Genomic DNA, 12,135 nt, shown 5'->3' on the forward strand with positions numbered 1-12,135 from the left:
GAGAACCGCAGAGCAGTGGGCGCCAGGGGGCGTCACGGGGCGCCAGGGGTCAGAGCGGGACGCGCAACGCCCCGTCGATGAGTTCGGCCGCCTCGGCCGTGCCCGCGCAGTCGCTGCGCACCAGGTGCTCCCGCACCGCGCGCAGCCGGTCCCGCAGCCGCTGGGACTCCATCCCCCGCGCCTGCTGCGCCATTTCCACCGCGGTGGCCACCGCCTCGTCGGTGTTGCCCTGGCGCAGTTCGATCTGGCTGAGCATGGCGAGGCGGTGGACGCGGCCCCGGTCATGGGCCGGCGTGTCGACGGCCGCGGCGGCATGCTCCCGGGCACTGACCAGGTCACCGAGGCTGAGCAGGGCCTCGGCCACCTGGACGTTGACCAGTCCCGGCTGGACATACCCCGTCTCGTCCGGCTCGCGGCCCCGCAGGATGCGGTCGGCGGCGGCCTCCGCGCGCCGGATGCACGACAGGGCGCTCCGGCCGTCGCCCAGGTGCGCGTACGCCTTGGCCTGCATCGCGTACAGGTCGGACGCCAGCGCCGGGGTGAGGTCGCGGCCCGCGGCCCGCAGCGCCGCCTCGGCGAACGCCACGGCCTGGCGGTACTCCCGCATGAACAGCGACTGGTTGACCAGCAGCGCGATCACATACGCCCCGAGCCCCCGGTCCCCGCTGGCCTTCGCCAGCCGCAGAGCCTGGTGGAAGTAGCGCTGGGCGAGGCCGTGCGCGTCGGAGTCGTAGGCGCAGATGCCCGCTATGGCCACCAACCCGCCCGTGGAGCGGTGCAGTTGGCGGCCCATCTCGTCGGTGTAGCTGCCCCGCAGCAGGGGCGCGGCCTCCGCGTTGAGGAAGCCGACGATGCGGGTGCGGGTCGCGACGCCACCGGTCTTGCGGTACATCTGCTCGTAGTGGGCACGGGCCGCGCGCATCATCTCGATGTCGGCCGTGCTGACGGGGTGGCGTCCGCCGCGGGACACGTCGACGTCCTCGGGCGGGTTCTCCCACTCCCAGACCGGCATCACCGCGGGGGTGCCGGTGACCGCGGGCGCGCCGAGCAGGTGGGGGCGCTGCTGTTCGTCCGAGCGCCACAGCGCGGTGGCGCGCTCCACGAAGCCGGAGAGCGTGCACGTCGCCGATCCCGCGGGGGCGGCGGGGACACCGGGCACTCCCAGGCCGATGTCGTCGAGGGTGACGGGCCGCTGGAGCCGGGCGGCGAGTACCTCGCAGATCAGGTCCGGGACCTGGCCGCGCGGGCGCTGGCCCTTCAGCCAGCGGGAGACGGCGGTGTGTTCGTAGCGCAACGCGAGGCCCCTGGACTTCCCGGCCTGGTTCACGTGGGCGGCGAGTCCCGCGTGCGAGATGCCCGCTTCGTCGAGGATCGCGTCGAGCAGGGTGTTGGGCTGCATGGATGCCCTCCGGTGGCTCGGTGCTGTTCAGAGTAGTGGAGGCGCCTTCACACGGGGTGTGAACGGAGTGCCCGAATCCGGGGGGTGTGCGCTCTGCCGCGTCCCGTGTGGGGCCGCTTGACTGAGGGGCCTCATCAGTCGATGAGGCCGGTGGGTCGCCGGCTCCCCCCTCAATACAGTGCGGCGGCCCCTCCTGGCGCCGTCCGTCCCGTCGTCTGCCCGACAACTCCATGGCGGGGCGGACGGCGCGCGGCTCGCTCCGTCCCACCGGGCGCTCAGCTCATGGTGCGGGTGATGGGCCGCTCGGACTCCTGCTGCCGGTTGGGGGCCTGCTCGCGGTCGTTGCGCAGGACGAGCAGCGCCGCGTCGTCGGACGGCAACTGGCCCGCGTGGCGCAGGAATTCGGCGTAGACCGCGTCGATGAGGTCCTGCGGGGTGGCCGGCCGGGCCCGCGCCGCCTCGGTGAGGGCGGCCTGGAGCGGGAAGAACGCACCCGCCGCGTCGCGGGCGTCCTCCATGCCGTCCGTGTGCAGGACGAGCGACTCGCCCGGCAGCAGCCGCCCGCAGTGCACCACGGGCAGTTCTCCGGGGAGCGGGAAGAGGCCGAGCGGAGGCAGCGGTTCGGCGTCGGCCAGCGGCCGGGCCTGCCGGGTGAGCAGGTACGGCCAGGGGTGGCCGCAGTTGATGGCCAGCAGCTCGCCGTCCTCGCCGATCTCCAGGAGCAGCACGGTGACGAACTCCTCGGCCAGCGCGCCGTCCTGTGCCGCTCTGCCGCTCACGGGCTGCTCGGCGTACGAACGCTCCCGCAGGTGCCGCCCGAGGGCCCGCTCCAACCGGCGCATGACCGCCGGGAGTTCGGGTTCGTCGTGGGCGGCGTCGCGGAAGCTGCCGAGGACGGCGGCGACGGTCCCGATGGCGCCGAGGCCGTGCCCGCGGACGTCACCCATGACGACGCGCACGCCGTGGTCGGTGGCGGCGACCTCGTACAGATCGCCGCCGACACAGGCGCCCCGCGACGCCGAGACCCGGCCGGCGGCGAGCGCGAGCCCTTCGACGCGGGGCGGCAGCGGTCTCAGCAGCACGTTCTGCGCGGCGCCGGCGACCTCGCGGACCTGGCGCAGCTCCCGCAGCAGGGTCCGGTGGACATGCACGACGAGCCCGGTGCCGACGACGAAGAAGACGGCGCTGCTGACGATCCGCGCCCCCATGCCGTCCTGCTGGGCGAGCGGACAGGCCAGTTTGAACGTGATGGCGACGGCGCCCCACACCGTCGGCAGGCCCAGCGAGAGCACCCGGCGGAAGCGACGACGGCCGCCCCCGCAGGCTAGCCGGGGGTCTCTCGCGGGGCCGCGCGGGCCCTTACCACGCGCTCGTGCTCCCCTGGTCCCCGCTCTCGCCCGCGACACCATCGCGCGGGGAGCCCCAGCCCTGATACGGATCATGCTGTCGGCCCCCCTCAGCCCCGTGCGGCGCGCAGACCGACCCCTACGGCCGGAATGATTCTGTCGACCGAGTGACCCGATCGGGCCAGAGTGATGCCCTTTGTCACCCCAACGAGTGAGGGGCTCACCCGGCGATCCGGATGAGCCCCTCTTCGCGCCCCATGGTGCGCGGGGCGTCGCCTACCGGCGGTGACTACGCTCCGCGGAGCACCGCGCCCGTGCGCTCGGCCGCCAGGGCGACGGCCGCGTCACGGGCCGCCGACGCCTCGTCGACCGTCAGCGTGCGGTCGGGCGCGCGGAAGCGCAGCGCGTACGCCAGGGACTTCTTGCCCTCGCCGATCTGTTCGCCCTCGAAGACGTCAAACAGCCGGATGGACTCCAGGAGGTCGCCCGCGCCGCCGGTCAGGTAGTACTCGACCACGGCGGCCGGCACCTCCTTGTCGACGATCAGCGCGACGTCCTGCGTGGCCACCGGGAAGGCGGAGATGCGCGGCGCGCGCAGCGTGCCCTCGCCGGCCCGCGCCAGGCGGTCCAGGTCGACCTCCATGGCGCAGGTGCGGGCGGGCAGGCCGAGCGCCTTGACGACGCGCGGGTGCAGCTCACCGGCGTGGCCCACGGAGACGATGTCGCCGTCGATGACGACCTTCAGCTCCGCGCAGCGGCCCGGGTGCCAGGGGCCGTACTGCCCCTGGTCGACGATCAGCTCGGCACCGGCCTCGCGGGCGAGGGTGCGCGCCGCCTCGACGGCGTCCGCCCAGTCGGCCGGGCGGCCCTTGCCCCACCAGCCGGCCTGCTCGCGGGCGCCCGCGAGGACGACGGCGGCGTGCCGGGGCTGGACGGGCAGCGCGTCGGTGAGGGAGGCGATCTCCTCGTCGGTGGGCCGCCGGTCGACGGGCAGCCGCACCGCGACCTTCAGCTCCTGGCGGGGGTGGAAGACCAGGCCGGTCTCGAAGAGCGCCAGGTCGTGGCTGCCCCGCCCGTCGTTGCGGCGGAGCGCGGCGAGCAGCCCCGGCAGCAGCGTCGTACGGAGGGCGGGCTCCTCGTCGGAGAGCGGGTTGACGAGCTTGACCACGCGGCGGTTCGGATCGTCCGCCTCCAGGCCGAGCTGGTCAAAGACGTTCTCCCCGATGAAGGGGTAGCTCAGCGCCTCCACGTATCCGGCGCCGGCCAGCGCGCGCCCGACACGGCGGTGCAGGCGCTGCCGCTCGGTGAGGCCGCGGCCCGCGGGGGGCTTCGGCAGGGTCGAGGGGAGGTTCTCGTACCCCTCAAGACGGATGACCTCTTCGGCGAGGTCGTTCGGCTCCGCGAGGTCGGGACGCCACGACGGCACGGTGACGGTCAGGTCGTCCTGGCCGTACACGTCGCAGCCGACCTGCTGGAGGCGGCGTACGACGGTCTCGCGGCCGTAGGTGACACCGGCGACCCGGTCGGGGTGGTCGGCGGGCATGGTGATCGTGCGCGGCGCGGTGGGGGCGATGATCTCCGTGACGCCGGCCTCGGCGGTGCCGCCCGCGAGCAGCACCAGCAGGTCGACGGTGCGCTGCGCGGCGGCCGACGTGGCCTGCGGGTCGACGCCGCGCTCGTAGCGCTTGGCGGCCTCGGAGCCCAGCTTGTGGCGGCGCGCGGTGCGCGCGACGGACAGGGCGTCGAAGTGCGCGGCCTCGATCACGACGTCCGTCGTGCCGCCCTCGGCGTCGTGGTCGGCGATCTCGGTGTTGGCGCCGCCCATGACGCCCGCGAGGCCGATGGGCCCGCGCTCGTCGGTGATCACCAGGTCCTCGGCGTCGAGGACGCGCTGTGCGCCGTCGAGCGTCATGAACTTCTCGCCCTGCTCGGCCCGGCGCACGCCGATCGTCCCCTGGATGCGGGAGCGGTCGTACGTGTGCAGGGGCTGGCCCAGCTCCAGCATCACGTAGTTCGCGACGTCGACGGTGAGCGAGATGGGGCGCATCCCGGCCTTCTGCAGGCGCCGCTTGAGCCAGATCGGCGAGCGGGCCTCGGGGCGCAGGCCGGTGACGGTGCGCGCGGTGAAGCGGTCGCAGCCGAGCGGGTCGCTGATCTTGACGGGGTAGCCGAAGGAGTTCGGCGCGGGCACGTCCAGGAGCGCCGGGTCGCGCAGCGGCAGGCCGTACGCGATGGCGGTCTCGCGGGCGACGCCGCGCATCGACAGGGCGTAGCCCCGGTCGGGCGTGACGGCGATGTCCAGGACCTCGTCGACCAGTTCGAGCAGCTCGATGGCGTCGGTGCCGACCTCGTGCTCGGGCGGCAGCACGATGATGCCTCCGCTGCCGTCGTCGCCCATGCCCAGCTCGTCGCCGGAGCAGATCATGCCGTGCGAGGTCTTGCCGTACGTCTTGCGGGCGGCGATCGCGAAGTCACCGGGCAGGACGGCGCCCGGCAGGACCACGACGACCTTGTCGCCGACGGCGAAGTTCCGGGCGCCGCAGACGATCTCCTGCGGCTCGCCGGTGCCGTTGGCGGTGCCGACGTCGACGGTGCAGAAGCGGATGGGCTTCTTGAAGCCCTCCAGCTCCTCGATGGTGAGGACCTTGCCCACGACGAGCGGGCCCTTGAGGCCGCCGCCGAGCTGCTCGACGGTCTCGACCTCGAGGCCGACCTCGATCAGCTTGGCCTGCACGTCACGGCCGGTCTCGGTGGCGGGGAGGTCGACGTACTCCCGCAGCCAGGAAAGCGGGACCCGCATCAGATCTCCATCCCGAACGGCCGGGTGAACCGGATGTCACCCTCGACCATGTCTCGCATGTCTTCGACGTTGTGGCGGAACATCAGCATCCGCTCGATGCCGAACCCGAAGGCGAATCCGCTGTACTTCTGGGGGTCGACGCCGCAGGCGGTCAGCACCTTGGGGTTGACCATGCCGCAGCCGCCGAGCTCGATCCAGCCCTCGCTGCCGCAGGTGCGGCAGGGGCGGTCGGGGTTGCCGACGGACTCGCCGCGGCAGACGTAGCACACCATGTCCATCTCGGCGGACGGCTCGGTGAACGGGAAGTAGTTCGGCCGCAGCCGGGTCTTCATGTCCGGGCCGAAGAGCGCCTGGACCATGTGGTCGAGGGTGCCCTTGAGGTCGGCCATGGTCAGGCCCTCGTCGACGGCGAGCAGCTCGATCTGGTGGAAGACCGGGGTGTGCGTCGCGTCCAGCTCGTCCGTGCGGTACACGCGGCCGGGGCAGACGATGTAGACGGGCGGCTCGCGGCGTTCGAGGAGCGCGCGGGCCTGCACCGGGGAAGTGTGCGTCCGCAGGACGACACCGGACTCGTCGCCCGACTTGCCCTCGGGGCCCTGGACGAAGAACGTGTCCTGCATCTGCCGGGCCGGGTGGTCGGGCGTGAAGTTCAGGGCGTCGAAGTTGAACCACTCCGCCTCGACCTCGGGGCCCTCGGCGACCTCGTACCCCATGGCGACGAAGACGTCCGCGACGCGCTCCATGAGCGTGGTCAGCGGGTGCCGGGCGCCGGCGGCGGTGCGGTCGTACGGCAGGGTGACGTCCACCGCCTCCTCGACCAGCACACGGGCGTCGCGCTCGGCCTCCAGCTCGGCCTGGCGGGCGGCCAGCGCCTTGTTGACGGCGCCGCGCGCCATGCCGACGCGCTTGCCCGCCTCGGCCTTGGCCTGCGGGGGCAGCGCGCCGATCTCGCGGTTGGCGAGGGCCAGCGGCGAGGTGCCGCCGGTGTGCGCGACCTTGGCCTCCTGGAGCGCGTCGAGGGAGTCTGCGGCCGCGAAGGCGGCGAGCGCCTCGTCCCGCATGCGCTCGATCTCTTCAGGTTTCAGTGCCTCGACCTCAACAGGGTCGTACGACTTGTTCGGTGCCGACATCTCTTCCCGTGCTTCCGGTTGGCTGGCGGATGGTCCCCGTCGACGAGTCGGAGACGGAGTGTCCCAAGGTTGGGGACGCAAAGTGCCAACGACCGAGTCTAACGGGGGTGCGGTGATCGAATGCGCCCGCGGGCTGCTCGGAACGTCCTGGCCGGAGTCCGTCGTGGACTCACAGGAGGTACGCGGGAGTCCCCACGGGCAACGTAAATCGGAACTGGGCGCCGCCGCCCGGGGCGCGGCCGACGGTGATCGTCCCGCCGTGCGCCTCCACGATGCCCTTCACGATGTACAGCCCCAGTCCCGTCCCGCCGCGTTTGCTGCCCCGCCAGAAGCGGGTGAAGACGCGGCCCATCGACTCCTCAGGAATGCCGGGACCCTCGTCGCTCACGGTCACGGCGGTCTCGGCGCCGCCTCGCTCCCGGGGGGACGAGGAGGGCGCCACGTCGATGGTGACGGTTCCCTCGCCGTGCCGCACCGCATTTTCCAGCAGGTTGCTCAGTACCTGGTCGATCTTGTCGGGGTCCGCCCACAGGTCGGGCAGCGGCTGCTGGAGGCGGAGCAGGAAGCGGGCGGCGTCCTGGCCGGAGGCGACGTGCGCCTGGATGTGCCGGCCGACGGCGGCGCCTATGTCGACGGGCTGGCGGCGCAGTTCGAGCCGCCCGGAGTCGATGCGGGAGATGTCGAGGAGTTCGGCGATGAGCCGGGTGACGCGGTTGGCGTCGGCGTCGACGGTCTCCAGCATCAGCTTCTTCTGGTCGTCCGTGAACCTCTCCCACTTGGCGAGCAGCGTCGCCGTGAAGCCCTTGACGGAGGTGAGGGGCGAGCGGAGTTCGTGGGCGACCGTGGCGATCAGCTCGGCGTGGCTGCGCTCGGTGCGGCGGCGGGCCTCGGTGTCCCGCAGACAGACGATGACGCGGCGCACGGGCCCGGTGCGGGAGGCGCGCAGATAGCGGGCGGAGACCAGGACCTCGCGGCCGCCCGGCAGCAGCAGATTGCGCTCGGGCTGGCCGACGCGGATGGCGAGGCCTCCGTAGGGGTTCGTCAGCTGCCACCAGCGGCGGCCTTCGAGGTCCTCTAAGGGGAGGGCGTGCTCCAGGGGGCTGCCGAGAGCGTCGGCGGCGGGGACGGCGGTGATCCGGACGGCCGCCGCGTTGAAGCAGATGACGTGGCCCGTCTCGTCCGCGACGACGAGCCCGTCGGGCAGGTCGTCGGGGTCGAGCCCGAGATCACCGGGACCGCTGCGGTCGGCGCGAGCACGGACGACGTCCGGTGCTCCCGGTGCTCTGCTGGTGCCGACACTCATGCCCCGTACCCCACCTCTCGGACTGGCGGTGGGGGTGCCTCCCCGCTCCAGCAAAGGCGTGAGCTTGGGGGAGGGCCCCCGAGCCCGTCACCCTACTAGCTCGATGTGACGGAGCGGCACCCTCCGGCGGCGCGCTGTGCACGAGCGGAGGCGTAGAGGCACACGGCCGCGGCGGTCGCGAGGTTGAGGCTCTCGGCCCTGCCGTGGATCGGAACGCGCACCACGGCGTCGGCGAGTGCGCGGGTCTCCTCCGGCAGCCCCCACGCCTCGTTGCCGAAGACCCAGGCGGTGGGGGTGCCCATGGTGCCCTTGTCGAGCTCGGTGTCGAGGTCGTCCTCGCCCGCGCCGTCGGCGGCGAGGATACGCACGCCGGCGTCCTTGAGTCCGCGTACGGCCGTCTCCACGGGCACCCCGACGGCGACCGGCAGGTGGAACAGCGACCCGACCGAGGCGCGCACGGCCTTGGGGTTGTAGAGGTCCACGGAGGCGTCGGTCAGCACCACGGCCTCGGCGCCCGCGGCGTCGGCGCAGCGCAGCACGGTGCCGGCGTTGCCGGGGTCGCGTACGTGGGCGAGGACGGCGACGAGCTTGGGCCGGGCGGCGAGGATGTCCTCGAAGGGGGTGTCGAGGAACCGGCAGACCCCGACGAGCCCCTGCGGGGTGACGGTCGTCGAGATGTCGGCGATGACGTCCTCGTCGGCGAGGTGCACCCGGGCCCCGGCGGCACGGGCCTCGCCCACGATGTCGGCGTAGCGCTCGGCGGCGTCGACGGTGGCGAACAGCTCGACGAGGGTGTCCGCGTGCCCCGCGGCCTCCCGCACGGCCTGCGGCCCCTCGGCGAGAAACAGCCGCTCCTTCCCCCGGAAATTCCGCTTGGCCAGCCGCCGGGCAGCGCTGACGCGCGGCGACTTGGGGGAGATCGACTCGGGAGCGGCGGTCATGAACTCACCTTCGGGTAGCTATGCGGGCGCCCCCGCAGGGGCAGCCCCGTAGGGGTGCGGGGAACTGCGCGACCAGCCGGTCACGGCCCGCGGACGGCAGACAAGAGAAGAGGGCAGACGAGAGCCCGAACGCAAGCGGACCCGTAAGCCAAGCGGCTTACGGGTCCGAAACAACGCTCAGCTCAGCGCAGTGTCACGCGGCCTTGGGCGCGTTCACGTCGCTCGGCAGCGCCTTCTGCGCGACCTCGACCAGCGCGGCGAACGCGTTCTGGTCGTTGACGGCCAGCTCCGCGAGGATCTTGCGGTCCACCTCGATGTTGGCGGCCTTCAGACCCTGGATGAAGCGGTTGTAGGTGATGCCGTTGGCGCGGGCAGCAGCGTTGATGCGCTGGATCCACAGCTGACGGAAGTCGCCCTTGCGCTTCTTGCGGTCGTTGTAGTTGTAGACCAGGGAGTGGGTGACCTGCTCCTTGGCCTTGCGGTACAGGCGCGAGCGCTGGCCGCGGTAGCCGCTGGCCGCTTCGAGGATCGCCCGACGCTTCTTGTGGGCGTTGACTGCCCGCTTGACGCGTGCCACTTGTTAACTCCTTGTAGCGGGGCCGTGGTTGGACTCACACGACCCGATATCGATTGGGTCCCGGTCAGAGCTGAGGCGCGCGGTGCGCGCCCCGGCTCACTTGCCGAGAAGCTTCTTGATCTTCTTGGCGTCGCCCGGGGCCATCTCGGCGTTGCCGGTGAGGCGACGCGTCAGACGGGACGACTTGTGCTCGAGCAGGTGGCGCTTGCCGGCGCGCTCACGGAGCACCTTGCCGGAGCCGGTGACCTTGAAGCGCTTGCTGGCACCGCTGTGCGACTTGTTCTTCGGCATAGCGCCGTTCTCTCCTCGTCAGTGGCACTCCGATGCCCGGTCGTGAAACCGGGCATCCGGGAGCCATATGTGTCAGGTGGCGATCCCCTGGACTCGCGTCCGGGAGGATCAGGCCTCGGCGTTGGCCTCGGCCGGGGCCTCGGCGGGAGCCTCCTCGGAGTGCTCCTCCCCCTCGGCGGAGTTCTGCGAGCGGCCGGGGTTGGCCTTCGCGTCCGCCTTGCGGGCCGCCTGGGCCTCGCGGGCCTCGGCCATCGCCTCGGTCTTCTTCTTGTGCGGACCGAGAACCATGATCATGTTTCGGCCGTCCTGCTTCGGGTTCGACTCGATGAACCCGAGGTCCTCGACGTCCGAAGCGAGACGCTGCAGCAGCCGGAAGCCAAGCTCGGGGCGGGACTGCTCGCGACCACGGAACATGATCGTGATCTTGACCTTGTCGCCCTGCTTGAGGAACCGGACGACGTGACCCTTCTTGGTGTCATAGTCGTGCGGGTCGATCTTCGGCCGGAGCTTCATCTCCTTGATGACCGTGTGCGCCTGGTTCTTGCGCGCCTCACGGGCCTTCATGGCCGACTCGTACTTGAACTTCCCGTAGTCCATGAGCTTGCACACGGGCGGACGGGCGTTCGCCGCGACCTCGACCAAGTCGAGGTCGTACTCCTGCGCGAGCTCCAGGGCCTTGGCAAGCGGAACAATCCCGACCTGCTCACCGCTGGGGCCGACAAGTCGCACCTCGGGAACGCGAATCCGGTCGTTGATGCGGGGCTCGGCGCTGATGGATCCTCCTCGGTAGCACCACGCGACCGTCTGGCGGACAGCCGCGTTACGTCTGTTGTGGGACCAACCGAGCGAGGCCACAAAAAATGCCCCGACCGATCACAGAAGGGGCTCCATTACTACCGGAGCACCTCCGCGGTGATCGCGGGGCGCACATCGGGCGACCCGAAGCCTCGGGGACTTCGGCCGCCTGACCGGTGACCCGCCGCTCCGGGGAGCGGTCAGGTGGGAGAACGGAGCCTCCACTTGTGGGCCGGGTCCTCGCGTTGGCACGCGGGTCTCCGGCCGGTCGTTACACAAGGTTAGCAGCTCCCCCGGGGTGGGGCGAACCGGTGGGGGCGGCGGCTCCCGGGGCGGGGCGGACGCGGGGCGCGGCTTATCGTGTGGGACATGAGCGACACGACCCCCACCCCCGAGTCTCCCGCGGCCCCCGGGACCGCCGGGCCCGACTCCCCCGACTTCGACACCCTGACCCGTGACATCGCGGACGTCCCCGCGGTCGAGGTGATCACCACGGTGGCGGTCCACCTGATGAGCGCCGCCGCCGTGAACCTCGGCCTCGCCGAGGGCGGCGAGGGCCACAAGGACCTGGACGAGGCCCGCAAGCTGATCCACTCGCTGGCCGGTCTGATGGACGCCAGTGCCACGGAGATCAGCTCGTTCCACGCGGCGCCGCTGCGGGACGGTCTGAAGTCCCTGCAGCTGGCGTTCCGCGAGGCGTCGATCGTGGCGGACGAGCCGGGTCAGGGCCCGGGCGAGAAGTACACGGGCCCGGTCTTCGGCTGAGCCCGCACGCCATGCGTGCGTAGGTCAGACCGTATGGACGTGCGTACGTAGCTCACACCGTACGTACGTAGAGGGGCTCGCCCGGCGGCGTGGCCTCGGCCGGCAGGAGTGCCAGGTCGAGGCCGTGCACCAGGCGGGCCCTCAGTGTTTCGTCGGCGGCGATGCGGCGGGCCACGCGCTGGGCGGCCTCGGCGGGGTCGGCGGACGGGTCGAGGACCAGGGCGAGGGTGCCGTCGGAGCTGCCGGGGCCGAGGTGGGCGCGGAGCACGGCGGGCTCGGCGGCGACGGCCGCGCGTACCGCACCGGTGACGGCGGGGTCGGCGAGCGGGTCGGCGCTGGCGCGGCCCTCGGCGAGGGCGATCAGCGCGGCCCTGCCCAGTTCGTAGGGGACCGGGCCCGCGAGGTCGAGGACGATCGTGTCGGCCTGCTCGTGGGCGGCCGCCTGGAGGGCCTGGTGCAGGGGGACGGCGACGGGCCGGGCGGCCGGGTCCCACAGGGCGAGCGCCTCGATGGAGGTGAACGCGGGCAGCGCCTTGCGGCCGCCGGCCTTCAGGGTGGGCACGGCCATGTCGCTGGTCTTCTCGCGGCGCAGCCCGTTCTCGTCCACCTCGACCTCGCCGAGGACGGCGACGACGGGGACGAGGAGCCGGGCCCCGGCGAGGGCTTCGAGGACGGGGCCGTGGGCCGTACGCTCCTGCGACCAGGCGGTGAGCGCCGCGGCCAGCCGGGGGTCGGCGGTGCCGTCGTCGTCGGAGAAGCCGGGGTCGGGGATGTTCTTGTTCGCCATG

General features: G+C 72.3%; 11 protein-coding genes. 1 reads left to right on the plus strand and 10 read right to left on the minus strand.

Annotation, left to right across the window (positions count from 1 at the left end; genetic code table 11):
• Nucleotides 1-49: 49 nt before the first annotated feature.
• The 9 genes from J2N69_RS06045 to infC all read right to left on the minus strand — a co-directional run bounded on the left by J2N69_RS06045 (nucleotide 50) and on the right by infC (nucleotide 10,561).
• Nucleotides 50-1,399 carry a tetratricopeptide repeat protein gene (locus J2N69_RS06045; RefSeq protein WP_230899815.1) on the minus strand — a complete coding sequence of 450 codons (1,350 nt, stop codon included), beginning with the start codon at nucleotides 1,397-1,399 and terminating at the stop codon, nucleotides 50-52.
• 275 nt (nucleotides 1,400-1,674) lie between these two features.
• Nucleotides 1,675-2,805, minus strand: a complete 1,131-nt coding sequence (locus J2N69_RS06050) for a PP2C family protein-serine/threonine phosphatase (RefSeq protein WP_230904598.1) — start codon at nucleotides 2,803-2,805, stop codon at nucleotides 1,675-1,677.
• Nucleotides 2,806-3,034: 229 nt separating this feature from the next.
• Entirely contained in the window at nucleotides 3,035-5,545 is a 2,511-nt protein-coding gene (pheT, locus tag J2N69_RS06055; RefSeq protein WP_230899816.1) for a phenylalanine--tRNA ligase subunit beta, read from the minus strand.
• Nucleotides 5,545-6,675: a phenylalanine--tRNA ligase subunit alpha gene (gene pheS, locus J2N69_RS06060; RefSeq protein ID WP_127910452.1), complete on the minus strand. Its 1,131-nt coding sequence runs from the start codon at nucleotides 6,673-6,675 to the stop codon at nucleotides 5,545-5,547. The genes pheT and pheS overlap by 1 nt, the downstream gene beginning before the upstream one ends.
• A 169-nt stretch (nucleotides 6,676-6,844) precedes the next feature.
• Nucleotides 6,845-7,978: a sensor histidine kinase gene (locus J2N69_RS06065; RefSeq protein WP_230899817.1), complete on the minus strand. Its 1,134-nt coding sequence runs from the start codon at nucleotides 7,976-7,978 to the stop codon at nucleotides 6,845-6,847.
• Between the two features lie 95 nt (nucleotides 7,979-8,073).
• Nucleotides 8,074-8,919: a TrmH family RNA methyltransferase gene (locus tag J2N69_RS06070; protein ID WP_230899818.1), complete on the minus strand. Its 846-nt coding sequence runs from the start codon at nucleotides 8,917-8,919 to the stop codon at nucleotides 8,074-8,076.
• 193 nt (nucleotides 8,920-9,112) lie between these two features.
• Nucleotides 9,113-9,496, minus strand: coding sequence for a 50S ribosomal protein L20 (gene rplT, locus J2N69_RS06075; protein ID WP_030783035.1), 384 nt, complete (start codon nucleotides 9,494-9,496; stop codon nucleotides 9,113-9,115).
• 96 nt (nucleotides 9,497-9,592) lie between these two features.
• Entirely contained in the window at nucleotides 9,593-9,787 is a 195-nt protein-coding gene (rpmI, locus tag J2N69_RS06080) for a 50S ribosomal protein L35 (protein ID WP_007829094.1), read from the minus strand.
• A gap of 108 nt (nucleotides 9,788-9,895) precedes the next feature.
• Entirely contained in the window at nucleotides 9,896-10,561 is a 666-nt protein-coding gene (gene infC, locus J2N69_RS06085) for a translation initiation factor IF-3 (protein WP_230904599.1), read from the minus strand.
• A gap of 390 nt (nucleotides 10,562-10,951) precedes the next feature.
• Between infC and J2N69_RS06090 the strand changes: the two genes are divergently transcribed.
• On the plus strand, nucleotides 10,952-11,347 hold the full coding sequence (locus J2N69_RS06090) for a DUF1844 domain-containing protein (protein ID WP_230899819.1): 396 nt from the start codon (nucleotides 10,952-10,954) through the stop codon (nucleotides 11,345-11,347).
• Between the two features lie 52 nt (nucleotides 11,348-11,399).
• Here J2N69_RS06090 and J2N69_RS06095 read toward each other — a convergent pair whose 3' ends face one another.
• Nucleotides 11,400-12,134 carry an SseB family protein gene (locus J2N69_RS06095; protein ID WP_230899820.1) on the minus strand — a complete coding sequence of 245 codons (735 nt, stop codon included), beginning with the start codon at nucleotides 12,132-12,134 and terminating at the stop codon, nucleotides 11,400-11,402.
• Nucleotide 12,135: the final 1 nt, after the last annotated feature.

Origin of the sequence: Streptomyces huasconensis (assembly GCF_021028635.1) — a bacterium.
GTDB lineage: Bacteria > Actinomycetota > Actinomycetes > Streptomycetales > Streptomycetaceae > Streptomyces > Streptomyces huasconensis.